The organism is Acidimicrobiales bacterium (genome assembly GCA_041394185.1).
Taxonomy (GTDB): Bacteria; Actinomycetota; Acidimicrobiia; order Acidimicrobiales; family Poriferisodalaceae; genus JAAETH01.
On sequence record JAWKIQ010000003.1, the window covers coordinates 378,541 to 394,171 of the forward strand.

Here is a 15,631-nt window from a genome sequence, read left to right on the forward strand (position 1 = left end):
GTCAACGCGTTCAGAGAACCCCGACCGGGCAGGACACACCGGTGCCACCCAAACCGCAGTATCCGTTCGGAACCTTGCCGAGGTACTGCTGGTGGTAATCCTCTGCGTAGTAGAAGTCGCCCAGAGGCACTATCTCGGTGGTGATCTGCCCGAACCGGGCCTCGCTCAGCTGGGCCTGAAAGGCATCGCGAGTCTTGATGGCGGCCTCTTGCTGCTGGGGCGAGTTGTAGTAGATGCCCGAGCGGTACTGGGTGCCGATGTCGTTGCCCTGTCGCATGCCCTGCGTGGGGTCGTGGTTCTCCCAGAAGATCTTCAAGATGCCCTCGAAGTCGACGACGTCTGGATCGAACACGACCAGCACGACCTCGTTGTGACCCGTCTTCCCGGTGCACACCTCTTCATAGGTGGGGTTGGGCGTGAACCCGCCCGCGTAACCGACCGCCGTCGAATAGACGCCTTCGGCCTGCCAGAACTTGCGCTCGGCACCCCAGAAACAACCCATGCCGAACACGGCCGTCTCGAACCCGTCGGGCCAAGGGCCCTCTAGCGGGTTGCCGTTGATGAAGTGGCCGGCCGGGACGGGCATCGACATGGACCGGCCAGGCAGGGCCTCATCGGGTTCGATCATGCGGGTCTTGTCTCGACCGAAGAACGGCATGGTTCAGCTCCGGGCAGCAGGTGAAAGGTCTCGTGCGGCTTGGAGGGGATCTATCCCTCCGAATGGAAGGATAGCGATGGCCGACGTCGTCACCCCGTTGGCGTGATAACGGTCGATGTGTTCGCGGCACTCTTCGGGTGAGCCGTGCACGACCAGCTCATCGACCACCGAGTCGGGGATGGCATCCAGCGCGGCCTTGCGATCACCAGCGCTCCACGCATCCCACATGCCCTGCAGACGGTCGCCGCGACCCAACCACTGCTGGAAGGCGGCATAGACCGGAACGTTCATGTATGCGGCGATGGCCCGCTTGGCCTGAGCCCTTACCGTCTCGGTGTCGGGGTTGGGGCACACGAAGATTCGAGCGCATATCTCCTTGTCGGGCCCGCCCTCGTGGACGTACTGGGTCACGGTCGGAACATCCTCGGCGCCCAGCCAGTTGATGATGGCGCCGTCGCCCTCACGGCCCGCCATTCGAAGCATCCCAGAGCGCAGCCCCGCGATGAGGATCGGCGGCTGCTGCTCGGGCGGCGACGACAGCCGAAAGCCATTGACCTCGAACGTCTCGTACGACTCGACGACCTTCTCGCCGGTCAACGCAGCCTTCAAGAAGCGGGCCATGTCACGCGTCTTCTTGTATGGCTCCTCGAAGGCGATGCCGTTCCAGCGCTCGACGATCACGTTCGACGAAGATCCCAGGCCCATCGCAAACCGGCCGGGCGCCGCACTGCAGATGGCCGACACCGTCTGGGCCATCAGGGCAGGACCCCTGGTGTAGGCGGGGACGATGGCTATGCCGAGACGCATCGATGGCGCCCATTGGCTGGCCAGCGCCAACGGGGTGAACCCGTCGAACCCGTCGCTCTCGGCGGTCCACAGATCGGTGTAGCCCAAGTCGGCCAACTCGACGATCGAGTCGCGCTGGGCGTGGAGTGGCTGACCACCAAGGGGGACGGTGATTCCGAAGCGCTGTGGAACTGGCATGACTCTCCATCTGGGTATGGCGGCAACAACCGTTTTGGCCGAGGACAACTCGAACCGTAGCGTTGCCGATCGTGAGTGTCGTATTCGAATCGGCCACCGAACAGCACAGGCTGCTCATCAGCAAGCAGATCTCGGCTGTCGAGCTGCTGGAAGCCCACCTCGAGCAGATCGATCGGGTGAACCCCCACCTGAACGCCGTGGTCACCCTGGTGCCCGAACGGGCGCTGAGCCAGGCACAGACCGCAGATCAGGCGCTGGCCCGAAACCAGCAGCTCGGGGTGCTTCACGGGCTTCCGATGGCCCACAAAGACTTGGCGCGCACCGAGGGCATACGCACAACCCACGGCTCGCCACTGTTCGCCGACGACGTACCCGACAAAGACGACCTCATCATCGAACGCATGCGCAGCGCCGGTGGGGTGCAGATCGGAAAGACCAACACACCAGAGTTCGGTGCCGGCAGCCAGACCTTCAACAACGTCTTCGGCGCCACGCTGAACCCCTATGACCCCAGCCGAACCTGCGGCGGGTCGTCTGGCGGTGCGGCCGTGGCCTTGGCGACCGGCATGGTGCCTGTGGCCGACGGCTCCGACATGGGTGGTTCGCTGCGCAATCCGGCGTCGTTCTGCAACGTCGTCGGCTTGCGCCCGACACCGGGCCTGGTTCCGTCCTGGCCCTCGGGCAGTATCTGGGCCCCATGGGGTGTGGTGGGCCCGATGGGGCGAACCGTCGACGATGTAGCCCTGCTGTTGTCTGCCATCGCCGGACCCGACGCCAGGGTGATGGTGTCGCCCCACATCGAGTCGGCCGTGTTTGCCGCACCGCTCGACCCCGCAGACCTGCGCGGCGTCCGTGTCGGCTGGGCACCGAACCTCACCGGGTTGCCTGTCGACCCCGCGGTGACGGCAGCGCTCGCCCCAATTCGTGGAGTGTTCGACACGCTCGGCGCCCGCGTCGACGACGCCTGCCCCGATCTCGGCGCGGCCGGTGAGGTCTTCCAGGTGATGCGTGCGGTCGAGTTCGCTTCCAAGCTGGGCCAACTGCGCGACCTGCACCCCGACGCCATGAAATCGACCGTGGTCTGGAACATCGACGAAACCCGCAGGCGCCCGCTCAGCGACATGGCCGACGCGGTGCGTTCGCAGGCCGAGATACACGCCGGGGTGGTCGACTTCTTCGGCGAGTACGACGTGCTGGCATGCCCGGTCAGCCAGGTTCCGCCCTTCCCGGTCGACACCGAGTGGATCAGCTCGATCGACGGTGTCGAGATGGGCAACTACATCGAGTGGATGCGCAGTTGCAGCGACATAACCGTCACCGGCTGCCCTGCCCTGTCGCTGCCGGCAGGCTTCACACCCGAGGGGCTACCCGTTGGCATCCAGCTCGTGGCGGCGCACGGCAAAGACCGCTACCTGCTGCAGGTCGCCAAGGCGCTAGAGAGCGCCATCGAAATAGACCGCTGGCCGGCTATCGCCCGCCCGCAGGGCTGACCTCACACGCCGTCGATGTCGGCGGCGGCGACCTGGATTGCGTCCTCGAGGCGTTTCGGCACTTCGTCAGGGAAGGACGCCACCACTTGACGGTCGAGACGTGGCGACTCGCGCGAGCCCTGGCGATCTCGACTCGCTCGTTGTTTCGGTGCTGTGGAAGGTGCTGAGCCGGACGATCCGGTCAACCGGTAGGTGATCCGTCGTGCCGCCGGCTCAAGCGAGAAGCGCAGCTCGAAGAGACGTCAGCCACAGGACGCGACATCGCAAGAACGCGAATAGTCGGACGATTCACTCAGCTCAGATCTTGAGCGTTCCGTCGGCCCACCACTGCAGATACTGGTCAAGGCTGCCCGCTGCCCAAGTTCGGCTGTCGGTCTCATGATCCCAGACGAAGATGTCATCTCGTGGCGGCGTGAGAACGAATGCGAACTGGTCGCCGTTTCCGGTGTCGGCGAAGAAGAGCAGCGGGTCGAAAGGCATGTAGAGGTCCCGGAAGCCTCGCGAACCTCGGAACAGAATGTTGTCGCTGACGATCCGCTCGAATGGCCAGCGGAGTTCAATTCAGTACCGCAAGAATGCGATCATCGCGGGCCTGCGAGGTCTAGCGTGCGGCTCAGTCGATGACGCGGAAGTTGACAGGTCCGGCCGGCAAGCCGGAGAGTTCGTCGAGGAGGCTGGCGAGTTCCGTCCACGGCACTGCTCGACGCGACGTCACAGAGATCGGCCTGCTCTCCGCTGTGCAGAGCGGTGGCCACACGGAGAGGCCCTGATCAGGCGCAAGCCGATCGATCTCGTCGGCCCACCCTGGCCAGCGGAGGTCCGCGTAGAAGCTGTCGAGGTCGCCCGACAGGCACCACGTGATGAAGCCGGAGTACCCGCTCCCCAAGGGCAGCCAGGTGAGCGTGTCGGGAGCCCAGAAGTGAACTTCACCGGGCTCGCCCTCCAACGCTCCTCCATTGATCGCGAAACGCCCGCCCAGAACGTCATGACCGATGTTCAGTACGCCGCCTCCGCCCGCACCTGACAGCTCATCAGAGTTCGCGGTCGCGAGGTCGGTCAGTCGGTCGGCTCCGCCGCCGAGAATCCGCAACCAGCCGTGATCGATGAGCAGGCCTCTGGTGTGAAGTGCCAACGCGCCCATCGTCGAGCGAGCAGAGACCTGGAGGCGATGCAGGCACTCTCGTCCCGCGCTCTCATCGATAGGCATAACGACGACTCGGCTTTCGGCCTCGCGGAGTCGCTCGCTCAGCGCTGGCCACGCCGGGTCGTCAACTTCGACGAGCTCCTCGATCGGGATCATTGCGCCCCGACCGTGTCGATAACCGAGGTTCCACCGGACATCAGAGCCAACAACTCATTGCACTCGGACCCCACCGATCCCCGACGCCTTGCCATGCTGCGATCGTACGACACCCCTCGACCGGCCTTCACCGGTTGAATCTACTGAACGGCCCGACTCCCACTCTCCGAATGCCGGTAGCGGCCGCTGGACAGCTGGCTGGCGTTGCTGCCGAGGAACGTGCTCGGGCCGTCAGAGGCTGCTACTCCACGGTGCCGACACGGTAGGTACGTCTAGGCACGACGGCCCGCGGGACCCATCGGAGTTGAGCTCCCCCTGCCAGGAAATCACTCCTGACCTGGGGTTTCGCGTAGAACGGACGACGGGAATCGAACCCGCATCATCAGCTTGGAAGGCTGATCAGGAAGCAGACGGCAGCGACCGGGCAGCCGAGTACGGCAGCCACCTGCCGCTCTCGAAGTCGTGGAGCTTGCAGGTGCGCACCGACCGGAAATAGTCGCGGACCTTGATCTTCTTCCAGACGACCTCGTCTGGGAACGACCGCTTGATTGCCTGGGCGGCCTCGGTCAGGCGATAGCAGGGGATGCGAGCATCCACGTGGTGCGGGATGTGCACCATGATCCAGTGGAAGAAGAAATCCCAGCCCGGCGGGCCGATCAACACCGTCGTGCCCTCGACCTGGCCGCGGAACCGGTTCCACTCGCGGCGCGGCCACCAGCGGATCGCGGGGTCGATGTGCTGCACGTAGACAACCCAGCCGATGGCCTGGCAGAACAGCAAGAACGGCACCACTACGACCTTGACCCAGGCCCACAGACCGCCCCCGACACCATTGGTGACGACCAGCAGCGCAAGCGCGCCGAAGACGAAGGCCGCAACGATGGCTCGATCGCGCCACATGGCCTTGGCCCAGCGCTTGGGCGGCTTGAAGCGCACCATCTTGTTGAAGAAGACCTCGCGCAGGTAATAGGCGCCGGCACCGAAGGGACCCCACTCGAACCGGTGCCTGAAACGCTTCAGCCAACCCATCTGGGCGTATTCCTCCGGCGTAGCGGGATGCCAGACGAAGTCGAAGCCCTGCTTGAGGGTGTGGCCGTGGTGAACGCGGTTGTGGCCGAACACCCACAACTCGGTGGCGTGCCACGAGGGAAGCATCGTCAAGCGGCCGAAGAAAGCGTTGAGGCGCTTCGAGTCGAACAGCGCCTCGTGAGCTGCGTCGTGACCCATTACGAACAGGCTGGCCACCGATATACCGGCGAAGATCCACAGCGGCACCAGCAACAGCGGGTTGTTGGTGGACAACAGACCCCAGATAGCGAGGCCATAGAAGAGGAAGTCTCGGGCGATGATGCCCACACCCCGCGCCGTGGATCGCTTGTAACAACTTTCGGGGATCACATCTAGGACCGGCTTCAGCCCGGTCGGTCGCTTGGCGGCTACTGGAGTCGTCTCTGCAATTGACATGTCTCAGCCAGGTCGTCGTGGATCGGGTCAGGACACAAGTCCTGCCCCTACCGTAGCCGCCGAGGCGCCGCGTTTCTTCCGCGGCAGTACCGACAAAGGTCACAAATCTGCGCCTGGACGGGTCAGGGCCACACCCCGTCGCCTGGGGTGAGGTCGAGATCGCCGTCCTCAAAGCACTCGAGGGCCCGGTACGAGCCGGGCATCCTCGGAAATACCGAAGACCAGTAGTGGGCGGCCATTGCGTCGGCCGTCGCCGCGCTGGCTCCCAGCATCATCGCGGCATCTCTGGACCGCTGCATGGCGATGCACTCGGTCTCGGCTTCGCTGGTGACACCCGCCACGTGAATCGCTTCGTGGGTCAGCACATGTACGGCCACGATTTCGTCGTAGCTGGGGCGGCTGTAGCCACCCCCTATGAAGCTGCGCAGCTCGCTGCACACACCGCTGCGCAACTGGGCGACGCTGGAGGTGCCGCCCTTGCCGTCGAACGCAACCTCGCCGAGGTTTCTGTCGAGGCGGAACTCGCGCAGGAAACCCTGACAGTTGGCGGTGGCGCCCGGACGTTCGGCCACGTACTCGACGACCTCACTCAGCTTCGATTCGAGTGTGTATTCACGCCACGCGAAGAACCCGCTCGGCAGGAGAACGATCGCAGCCAACACCATCCAGCCGCCCCGACGCGTACCCGACCACTGCCAGTGCACCACCAGGGCGACCAGGGCCAGGGCCGCACCAATTGCTATCCATCTCATCGCATCGACTCCTGCGCGGCGTCGGGCGGGGGTGAATGTCCCACCCCCTATGCAGACTCATCGGCATGTCAGCGAATCGATTGATCCTCATCGACGGAAACGACGGAGCCGGCCGTGACTGGCGCCTGGCCCCCGACGTGCGCGAGCGGGGGCGGCGCGGGGTCGCTGCAGCCCGCCAGATCCTCGAAGCCACCAAGCCGGCGTTTCTCGACGACGCCGCGTGAACGCCGCGTTGGGTGCCCCCGTACCTCACAGCTATGTTGATTCCATGTCCGAAATCGTGATTGTCGACGCCGTCCGCTCCCCCGTTGGGAGGCGCAATGGCGAACTTGCCGGTGTCCACCCGTCCGATCTGTTGTCCGACATCCAGAAGGGGCTCATCGAGCGCAGCGGGGTCGACCCCCGCCAGATCGGCCAGATCGTCGGCGGTTGCGTTTCGCAGGTAGGCGAACAGACCTTCAACATCGCGCGCACCGCATGGCTCCAGAACGGTTACCCGCTCGAGGTCGCCGCCACCACCGTCGACGCCCAGTGCGGCTCGTCCCAGCAGGCGACAAACCTCGCGTACGGGCTGGTTGCCAGCGGCGTGGTCGATTCCGCCATCGGTTGTGGCGTCGAGACCATGACCCGCACCCCAATCGGATCCGCCTTCCAGAAGGGCAAGAAGACCGCAACCGAGCGCTACACCGAGCACTACGAGCACACCTCACAGTTCGAGGGCGCCGAACGCATGGCCGACAAGTGGGGCATCACCCGCGAAGAGTGCGATCAGTTCGGTCTCCGCAGCCAGCAGCTCGCCGCCCAGGCCTGGGCCGAAGATCGCTTTGCCACCCAGATCATCCCAGTCGAAGCCCCCGTGCTCGACGCCGAGGGGAACCCCACTGGCGAAACGCGCACCGTCACCCGCGACGGCGGGCTTCGCGACACCACGCTGGAAAGCCTGGCGCAGCTCAAGCCCGTCGCCCGCGAGAACGGCGTTCACACCGCCGGGTCGTCCTCACAGATCTCCGACGGTGCCGGCGCCGTCCTGCTGATGACAGCCGAAAAGGCCGCAGAGCTGGGCCTCAACCCGCTGGCGCGCATCGTCGACACCTGCCTGGTAGGCAGCGACCCCGAGCTGATGCTCACCGGCCCGATCGAGGCCACGCGGCACCTGTTTGCCCGCACCGGGCTCACCATGTCAGACATCGACGTCGTCGAGATCAACGAGGCCTTCGCCTCGGTGGTCTTGGCGTGGGCCCGCGAGATGCAGCCCGACATGGACACGGTCAACCCCAACGGCGGCGCAATCGCACTTGGCCACCCCCTGGGTGGCACCGGCTCGATCCTGCTCACCAAGGCGGTCCACGAACTGGTCCGGACCGACAAGCAGTTCGGCCTGGTCACCATGTGCTGTGGTGGCGGGCTGGGCACCGGCACCATCATCGAGCGAATCTGACGTGATCAAACGCCTGTTGGCCGCGGCCGTTCTTCTCAGCGGCTGCGGCCTGGGCACCGGCTCGACATCCACCGCCGACTCGGGCAGCTTCAGCACCACCACAACAACTGTCGCCGCCCCTGCCACCACCTCAACCGCGGCCGCGTCTGCGCCGATCGTGCCCAACGCCAGGGTGATGTGGGTGATAGACGGCGACACTATCGAGGTCGACCTAGATGGTGTCCAAGAGACTGTTCGCCTCATCGGCATCGACACGCCCGAAAAGACCGGAGGCCTGCGCGATGCCGAGTGCTACGGCGACGAGGCCACACAACGCATGCGCCAACTGCTCGACGAGGGCGAAGGGGTGTACCTCGAGCTCGACCAGGAACCACGCGACCAGTACGACCGCCTGCTGGCGTACGTGTACAGCTCCGACGGGTTCATCAACGAGCTGCTCGTCCGCGACGGATATGCCGCTGCGTTCCGGTACGAACCGAACACGGCTCGTGCCGCCCAACTCGAAGAGGCACAGCGGAGGGCCCGCGAGTTCGACCTGGGTCTGTGGGGCGCTTGCGGTGGCCCCGATGTCGTATTGACCGAGTCCGGGTAGCGTTCAACCGATGTCGAGCCTGCTCGAAGGGTTGGGGCTGGCCCCCGACACCCGCGCCGTGATCATCGTTGCCGCTGGTCTGGGAACCTGCCATGCCTGCAACCGAGGCGTGTATGAGGCCACCCGCGAGGGTGTTGCCACCGCGGCCAGGCTGCGGGTTCCGTGCCCGTGGGCCCGCGGTGCCGCCGCCGACTATCGAGGCGACGACATTGGGGTTTCGCTGACCCTCACGTCAGAGTTCGAGCACTATCAGTGGGGCCCGATAACCCACGCACCGTCTCTGCTGGGCGGCGACGGCGGGTTTCCCAGGACCACCGCCGACGTCTGGGATCACGCCGACCCCAGCGAGGTCTATCGCGAGTGCCGCGCCCAGATCGAACGCGCCGTTCTGTGGGGCATCGATGTCACCCACTTGGCCAGCCAAGGCGACGTCATGATCTCGCGCCCCGAACTGTTCGACGTGATAGCCGAGTTGGCCGAAGAGTTCGCACTTCCGGTCAGGTTGGCAGACGACACCACGCTCGACAGGGCCGGCTTTCCAGTCGCCGCCTTGGCTGCCGACCGCGGGTTGGTGCACGCGGATCGCGTCGTTGCCGGGCTATCGACCGGCAACATCGAACAGTTCCTGCAAGACCTGCGACCCGGCGTGACCGAGGTCAGCCTGACCCCCGCAGTGGCCACCTCGGAACTACAAGCCATCACCAACGGCTGGCAGACGATGATCGACGACCTCGGGCTGCTGACCGATCACACTGTGGCCGCCAGGCTGGCCGACGCCGACGTGAGGTTGATCGGCTACCGCGACCTCAGAGATCTCGTCCGCGCCGGTCACAGCCGCCAAGGCGTCTAGCGGTCGGTGGCGGCACCCAGCCGGGCCAAGCCAGACACGAAGCCATCCCGATCCATCGACGGCAGGATGGCCAGCAGCATTCTCATGTCCCCGGTCATCTTCAGCCGCCCCTGCATGAACATCACCGATGGGGTGCGATCGCCCGATACGTAGGTCAAGAAGTCTGACCACTTGGTGGTGAACGCGATGTCGGCCGCCTTGTCGGCCCCGAGCGCCACCGATGCGAGCTTGCCGCCCTTCCACCTCTCGGTCCACGACACCTTTCCGGCCGGAGTCTTCTCGACCGCATGGCTGATGGAGACGTCGACCTCGGCCAGACCGACACCGTCAAACGCCTGGCCGAAGGCTTGTATCCACTCGTCGGAACCGATTGCAGACAAGGCGCTCACCTCAGGCCGGCGAACAGGTCGGTCTCGGGCATGGTGGTGTCGATTCGCGACCTCATCAACATGTAGTCGTCGAATGGGTGGATCGCATCCTGGACGTGATCGGGGAGCCCGAACCAGAAGGGTGAGGTCGGATCGATCTGGGTCTCGTGCGCCAACAGAGCCAGCCTGCGGATCGAGTTGTCGACCTCGACCGAGGTGGTGATGTGGTGGTCTTGGTCGGGCCGATCGAACCACTTCTCGTCGTAGGGCGACTCGAGGCCAAGTTCAGCGAACTTCTCGTGCACCAACACCATGCGGCGACGGCTCCACATCGAGCAATAGAGCTTCAGAGGAACCCATGGTTCGCCCAATTCGGGGAAAGCGTCTGGGTCGCCCGCCAGATCCCAAGCGGGCAGGCTGATCTCGGTGACCTTCAGATGGTCGGGGTGCGGGTACCGCGATTGGTCTTCTGGATAGGTGACGATGACCTGGGGCCGGACCCGCCGGATGATCTCGACCAGCCGCGCGACCGCCACGTCGGTATCGATATTGGCGAAGGCCTCGGGGTGTTTGTTGTGCTCGCTGTCTGGCATGCCGCTGTCGCGATATCCCAGCGAGATGATCTCGCCGTATCCGATGATGTCGGCGGCACGCTGGAGTTCACGGCGACGCACCTCGCCGAGGTTGTCGACCACCTCGGGCCTGTCCATGGCCGGGTTCAAGATGTCGCCGGCTTCGCCTCCGGTGCAGCACACGAGGGTGGTCCTGACCCCTTCGTCGGCGAGGCGCCTGATGGTTCCGGGGCCCTTCGAGCTCTCGTCGTCGGGGTGAGCGTGGACGGTCAGGATCGACAGGGGCTCGCCGGCGGCCCGGCTTTCGGCTGACATTCTGCGCACGCTAGCAAGCGTGCGACCGGAACCAACCGGGCCCTGGCGCCGTTGTAGCCCTACATTGTTGGTACGGCCTGACGGCCTCACACCGACGCCGTCGAGGACGTGGAGGTTTGTGATGGATGCGGGCGACTGGGCACTGATCTGGCTGGTTCTGGCCGGCGTGTTCGTAGTCGGCGAGATGATCTCGCCCGGGTTCTACCTCCTGCCGTTCGCCGTGTCGGCGGCTGTGGCCCTAGTGCTTTCGGCCCTTGGCGTTCCGGTCCCAATTCAGTGGATCGTCTTCATTGCCGGCGGCGCGGCGTTGTTCTGGGTGGCGTTGAAGTACATCCGAAAACACGACGACGACGTACCCCTTCCGAAAGGGGTCGGCGTCACTCGCCTCCTCGACGAGATAGGCCCCGTCGTCGAAACCGTGCCGGCAGGCCCAACAGCGGCAGGCCGGGTCAAGCTTGGTGCTGAGATCTGGGTGGCGGAGAGCGCAAACGACACCGAGCTGCCACAAGGAACCATCGTCAGAGTCGCAGAAGTCAAGGGAACCCGCGTAATCGTTGTTCCCGCCGACGTAGAACAAGGGAGCAGCTGATCATGCCCGTCGTAATCGCACTGGCCGTAGTGGCCGTATTGGTGCTGGTCTTCCTGGCTTCTGCCATCAAGATCGTCCGGCCCTATCAACGGGGCATCGTCGAGCGCCTGGGCAAGTACAAGGTCACCACCGACCCTGGGCTCCAGTTCATCATTCCCTTCGTCGACACCATCCGTCTGGTCGACATGCGCGAACAGGTGGTCGACGTACCACCCCAGGAAGTCATCACCAAGGACAACGTGGTGGTCGCTGTCGACGCTGTCGTGTTCTACGAACCGACAGATCCTCAGCGCCTGGTGTACAACGTCGCCAACTTCGTCATGGCCGTCACCAAGCTGGCCCAGACAAACCTCAGGAACCTGGTCGGTGACCTCGACCTGGACGCCGCGCTGACCTCTCGCGACACCATCAACGCCGCCCTCCGCAACATCCTCGACGACGCCACCGACAAGTGGGGCGTGCGCGTGGTGAGGGTCGAGATCCAAAGGATCGACCCGCCCGTCGAGGTCGTCGCTGCCATGCACGAGCAGATGAAGGCCGAACGCACCAGGCGTGCCGTGGTCACCGAGGCCCAAGGCGTTCGCGAATCGCAGATCCTGCGAGCCGAGGGCGAGAAGCAGGCCGCCATTCTGAGCGCCGAGGGCAACAGGCAGTCGGCGATCCTGACCGCCGAGGGCGACGCACAGGCCGTTCGCACCGTTGCCGAGGCCGAGCAGTTCCGTCTTCAGACAGTGGCCACCGGTGAGGCCGACGCTGTGCGGGCCGTCTACCAAGCGATCCACGACGGCGAGCCCACCCAGGACCTGTTGGCCATCAAGTATCTCGAGGCACTCACCGCCCTGGCCGACGGTCAGGCCACCAAGCTGGTTGTGCCTGCCGACTTCGCCGGCGTGCTCGGCGCCGTGGCGGGCATCGCCGAAGCCATGCGCACCGACGATGTCGCCGTGCGTACCAGCAACGAGTAGCCGTTCGGCTTTGCCGGGGCGACCACATCGGTTGCCCCGGCAGCACCGCTGGGGCAGGATTGCCTGTCGATGACGACAACGCTCACCGACGATGATCTTCGGTCGATCCTGACCCACATGATCGGTGCCCGGGTGTGCTCGCAGCGGGCGTTCAACCTGCAACGGCAGGGCCGGGCCGGCACCAACGCACCGGTCGACGGCAGCGAGGCGGTCGTGGTCGGCGCAGCCTGGGCCCTCGACCCCGACACCGACTGGGTCCTTCCTCAGTACCGCGAGCCGGTGGCGCTGCAGCGTTTCGGCCCCGAGGTGCTCGAAAGCTACGTGCGCTACATCCTGGGCGACCCAGACGGTGGCCACCTGCCCGAACATGTCCATGTGTGGCCGCCCCAGATCAGCCTGGCCACCCAGGTTCCGCACGCGGTTGGCATGGCTTGGGGAATGCGACGCAACGGCCAAGACGGCTGCGTGCTGGTCTTCCTGGGCGACGGGTCGACCTCTGAGGGCGACTTCTACGAGGCGGCCAACTTCGCCGGGGTGCTCAAGGCCCCGGTCATCTTCGTCGTGGTCAACAACGGTTGGGCGATCTCGACCCCGGTGGCGCAACAAACCGCAGCGAAAGACTTTGCATCGAAGTCTCATGCCTTCGGCTTTCCGGGCACGTCGGTCGACGGAACCGACCTGTTGGCGGTGCACGAGGCAGTCAGTGAGGCCCGCAGCCGCGCAGTGTCGGGAGCTGGGCCCACGCTGGTAGAGGCAGTCACCTACCGGCTGGCACCACACACCACCGCAGACGACCCCACCCGCTATGTCCCACCCGACGAACTAGAGGCGGCGCGGGGACGAGACCCAATCGATCGCTTCCGCACCGAACTGGCCCGGCGTGGAATCTGGACCGACGCGGACACCGAAGCCGCCACAGCCGCGGCCGACGCCGAGATGGAGGCTGCGGTCGTTGCGGCCGAAGCCGACCGAGCCAACCCCATCGAGTTGTTCGACCACGTTTACGCGACCCGGACCCCACGGCTCGAGCGTCAACGCCAACGCTGGATCGAGCACTATGGCGAGGACCCGCGATGAGCACCGAGATGAACATGCTCGAGGCCATCAACCACACGCTGCACCAAGAGATGGAACGCAGCGACCGGGTGATGGTTCTGGGTGAGGACGTTGCCCGCAACGGCGGCGTCTTCCGAGCAACCGAAGGCCTCGCCGACCGTTTCGGCTCCGACCGGGTGGTCGACACACCGCTGGCCGAAGCGGTGATCATCGGCACATCGGTCGGACTGGCCGCTGCCGGACAGATACCGGTGGCGGAGATCCAGTTCCTGGGGTTCGCCTATCAAGCCATGCATCAGATCGCCGGCCAGGCGGCTCGCCTCCGATACCGCACCCGCGGACGATTCGAGGGGCAGATCACCATTAGGTCGCCTTTCGGTGGCGGCGTGCGCACCCCCGAGTTGCACAGCGATTCGATTCTCAGCCAGTTCGCCAACGTGCCCGGCCTGAAGATCGTGGCGCCGGCAAGCGCCGCCGACGCCAAGGGCCTGCTGGCCAGCGCAATCCGTGACCCAGATCCTGTGCTGTTCCTAGAACCGCTCCGTGGCTATCGGATGATCAAGGATCAGGTCCCAGAGGGCGAACACCTGGTCGAGATCGGCAAGGCGCGCACCGTCGTCGAAGGTTCCGACGTTGCCATAATCGCCTGGAGCTACATGGTCGATGTCGCCAGACGAGCGGCGGCGGAGTTGGCCACCGAAGGCATCTCGGCCAAGGTCGTGGACCTTCGCTCGATCGTTCCCTTCGACGTCGAGGCGATCGCTGAAGCAGTGGCACAGTGCGGCCGGGTGGTGGTGGTTCAAGAAGCCCCCGAGACCAACGGTTTCGCATCCGAGGTCATCGCCACCATCAACGACACGGCGTTCTACGACCTCGAAGCGCCCGTCGCGCGAGTGTCTGGCTGGGATACGCCATATCCGGTGGGCCAGCTCGAGGACTTCTACGTGCCCGATGTGAGCCGAGTGGTGGCCGCCACCAAACGGGTCGTCGAAGCGCCATGACCGAGTTCAGATTGCCCGACGTAGGCGAGGGGCTCGAACAGGCAGAAATCCTCGAATGGTTGGTGGCTGTGGGCGAAACCGTCGAGCGCGACCAGCCGTTGGTCGAGATCCTCACCGACAAGAGCCAGACCCAGCTGCCCTCACCGGTCAGGGGCACGGTCGTTGCTCTGGGAGCCCAGGTCGGCGACATCGTCGAGGTCGGCAGCGTGCTCGTCACCTACGAAGCCACCGACGCATCGAACTCTGCGGCTGCACAACCCTCTGAACCGTCGTCGCCAACGGACGCGCCCGAAAAGGCGCCACCGACCCAACCCACGACCAGCACAACCGGGCGGGCGAAGGCCTCTCCGGCCGTGCGCAAGCGGGCCCTGGCGGCAGGTGTCGACCTTGCGACGGTCGAAGCCACCGGGCCCGGCGGCCGGGTCACGGCAGACGACCTCGATGCCCACCTGGCCGCTCGCAGCAGGCCTATCGCTCAACGGCCCGCTCCCAGCGTGGTGGTCCGCGCCCCCGCAACGCCGGGCCAGCTGGGCCAGGCCGAACCCGGTGTTGTGCCGCTGCGCGGCATCAGGCGGGTCACCGCTCTGGCAATGGAACGCTCTTGGCAGATACCCCACATCCACGGCAACGACGAGTTCGACGCCACCGCCTTGCTCGATGCCCGTCGGGCCCTCCGGGACAGGCATGGTGATGCCGCCGCGGCTCTGACTCCCCTGGCCTTCTTCGTTGCCGCGGTGGCCGAAGCGCTCAGAGCATTTCCCGCCGTCAACTCATCGATCGACACCGAGGCCGAAACGATCACCGTGCACGCCGAGGTCAACATAGGTATCGCCGTCGCGGCTCCACAGGGATTGCTGGTTCCGGTGTTGGCTGGTGCAGACGCCCTGAGCTTGTTGCAGATCGCATCCGAGATAGTGCGCCTCACATCGGCCGCTCGCGACGGTTCGATATCGACCTCTGACCTGCACGGCGGCACCTGCACCATCACCAACTACGGCAGTCTGGGTGGTCGAAGCGCAACCCCGATCATCCGCGCGCCCGAGGCAGCCATCGTCGGGTTCGGTTCGATCCGCCCCCGGCCGATCGTGGTCGACGGCCAGGTCGTGGCCAGGCCAACACTGCCCATCGCTGTCGGCGCAGATCACCGCCTGATCGACGGAGATCTCATGACTGCGTTCCAAGAGCGCATCATCGCCAACCTCAGCAACCCGATCGTGATGGTAGCGATTTGATAGCG

The 15,631-nt window shown here is 65.3% G+C and carries 18 protein-coding genes and 1 tRNA gene; 11 read left to right on the forward strand and 8 right to left on the reverse strand.

Features of this window, described 5'->3' with window-relative positions:
* Window positions 1–10: 10 nt before the first annotated feature.
* Together msrA and R2770_15235 are read right to left on the reverse strand one after the other, a co-directional pair.
* Entirely contained in the window at window positions 11–628 is a 618-nt protein-coding gene (msrA, locus tag R2770_15230) for a peptide-methionine (S)-S-oxide reductase MsrA (GenBank protein ID MEZ5281813.1), read from the reverse strand.
* A 33-nt stretch (window positions 629–661) separates the two neighbouring features.
* On the reverse strand, window positions 662–1,642 hold the full coding sequence (locus R2770_15235; GenBank protein MEZ5281814.1) for an LLM class F420-dependent oxidoreductase: 981 nt from the start codon (window positions 1,640–1,642) through the stop codon (window positions 662–664).
* A 71-nt stretch (window positions 1,643–1,713) separates the two neighbouring features.
* Between R2770_15235 and R2770_15240 the strand changes: the two genes are divergently transcribed.
* Window positions 1,714–3,132, forward strand: coding sequence for an amidase (locus R2770_15240; protein MEZ5281815.1), 1,419 nt, complete (start codon window positions 1,714–1,716; stop codon window positions 3,130–3,132).
* A 297-nt stretch (window positions 3,133–3,429) separates the two neighbouring features.
* Here the strand turns inward: R2770_15240 and R2770_15245 are convergent, their stop codons facing one another.
* The 3 genes from R2770_15245 to R2770_15255 form a co-directional block, all read right to left on the reverse strand.
* Window positions 3,430–3,612: an SMI1/KNR4 family protein gene (locus R2770_15245; protein ID MEZ5281816.1), complete on the reverse strand. Its 183-nt coding sequence runs from the start codon at window positions 3,610–3,612 to the stop codon at window positions 3,430–3,432.
* Between the two features lie 133 nt (window positions 3,613–3,745).
* A complete protein-coding gene (locus R2770_15250; protein ID MEZ5281817.1) occupies window positions 3,746–4,432 on the reverse strand; it encodes a DUF2625 family protein in 687 nt (228 codons plus the stop codon).
* 350 nt (window positions 4,433–4,782) lie between these two features.
* A tRNA-Ser gene (locus R2770_15255) sits at window positions 4,783–4,887 on the reverse strand.
* 7 nt (window positions 4,888–4,894) lie between these two features.
* Between R2770_15255 and R2770_15260 the strand changes: the two genes are divergently transcribed.
* Entirely contained in the window at window positions 4,895–5,836 is a 942-nt protein-coding gene (locus R2770_15260; GenBank protein ID MEZ5281818.1) for a hypothetical protein, read from the forward strand.
* Between the two features lie 182 nt (window positions 5,837–6,018).
* On the opposite strand, the gene R2770_15265 is transcribed toward R2770_15260, so the two are convergent.
* Entirely contained in the window at window positions 6,019–6,648 is a 630-nt protein-coding gene (locus R2770_15265; GenBank protein MEZ5281819.1) for a hypothetical protein, read from the reverse strand.
* A 65-nt stretch (window positions 6,649–6,713) separates the two neighbouring features.
* On the opposite strand from R2770_15265, the gene R2770_15270 reads away from it, so the two are divergent.
* The 4 genes from R2770_15270 to R2770_15285 are packed head-to-tail and all read left to right on the forward strand — an operon-like array spanning window position 6,714 to window position 9,528.
* On the forward strand, window positions 6,714–6,872 hold the full coding sequence (locus R2770_15270) for a hypothetical protein (protein ID MEZ5281820.1): 159 nt from the start codon (window positions 6,714–6,716) through the stop codon (window positions 6,870–6,872).
* A 44-nt stretch (window positions 6,873–6,916) separates the two neighbouring features.
* On the forward strand, window positions 6,917–8,086 hold the full coding sequence (locus R2770_15275; GenBank protein ID MEZ5281821.1) for a steroid 3-ketoacyl-CoA thiolase: 1,170 nt from the start codon (window positions 6,917–6,919) through the stop codon (window positions 8,084–8,086).
* Between the two features lies 1 nt (window position 8,087).
* The gene (locus tag R2770_15280; protein ID MEZ5281822.1) at window positions 8,088–8,678 is read left to right on the forward strand and encodes a thermonuclease family protein; all 591 of its coding nucleotides are present in this window, start codon (window positions 8,088–8,090) and stop codon (window positions 8,676–8,678) included.
* A 10-nt stretch (window positions 8,679–8,688) separates the two neighbouring features.
* On the forward strand, window positions 8,689–9,528 hold the full coding sequence (locus tag R2770_15285) for a ChbG/HpnK family deacetylase (protein MEZ5281823.1): 840 nt from the start codon (window positions 8,689–8,691) through the stop codon (window positions 9,526–9,528).
* Here R2770_15285 and R2770_15290 read toward each other — a convergent pair.
* The gene (locus R2770_15290) at window positions 9,525–9,908 is read right to left on the reverse strand and encodes an SCP2 sterol-binding domain-containing protein (protein ID MEZ5281824.1); all 384 of its coding nucleotides are present in this window, start codon (window positions 9,906–9,908) and stop codon (window positions 9,525–9,527) included. The genes R2770_15285 and R2770_15290 overlap by 4 nt on opposite strands.
* A gap of 5 nt (window positions 9,909–9,913) precedes the next feature.
* Window positions 9,914–10,783, reverse strand: a complete 870-nt coding sequence (gene mca / locus R2770_15295) for a mycothiol conjugate amidase Mca (GenBank protein ID MEZ5281825.1) — start codon at window positions 10,781–10,783, stop codon at window positions 9,914–9,916.
* A 166-nt stretch (window positions 10,784–10,949) separates the two neighbouring features.
* Between mca and R2770_15300 the strand changes: the two genes are divergently transcribed.
* From R2770_15300 to R2770_15320, 5 genes are all read left to right on the forward strand, one after another.
* Window positions 10,950–11,372: an NfeD family protein gene (locus tag R2770_15300; protein MEZ5281826.1), complete on the forward strand. Its 423-nt coding sequence runs from the start codon at window positions 10,950–10,952 to the stop codon at window positions 11,370–11,372.
* A gap of 2 nt (window positions 11,373–11,374) precedes the next feature.
* Window positions 11,375–12,337, forward strand: a complete 963-nt coding sequence (locus tag R2770_15305; protein MEZ5281827.1) for an SPFH domain-containing protein — start codon at window positions 11,375–11,377, stop codon at window positions 12,335–12,337.
* Between the two features lie 69 nt (window positions 12,338–12,406).
* A complete protein-coding gene (locus R2770_15310) occupies window positions 12,407–13,414 on the forward strand; it encodes a thiamine pyrophosphate-dependent enzyme (GenBank protein MEZ5281828.1) in 1,008 nt (335 codons plus the stop codon).
* Window positions 13,411–14,394, forward strand: a complete 984-nt coding sequence (locus R2770_15315; protein ID MEZ5281829.1) for an alpha-ketoacid dehydrogenase subunit beta — start codon at window positions 13,411–13,413, stop codon at window positions 14,392–14,394. Before R2770_15310 ends, R2770_15315 begins: the two co-directional genes overlap by 4 nt.
* Entirely contained in the window at window positions 14,391–15,626 is a 1,236-nt protein-coding gene (locus R2770_15320; protein MEZ5281830.1) for a dihydrolipoamide acetyltransferase family protein, read from the forward strand. The genes R2770_15315 and R2770_15320 overlap by 4 nt, the downstream gene beginning before the upstream one ends.
* Window positions 15,627–15,631 lie beyond the last annotated feature (5 nt).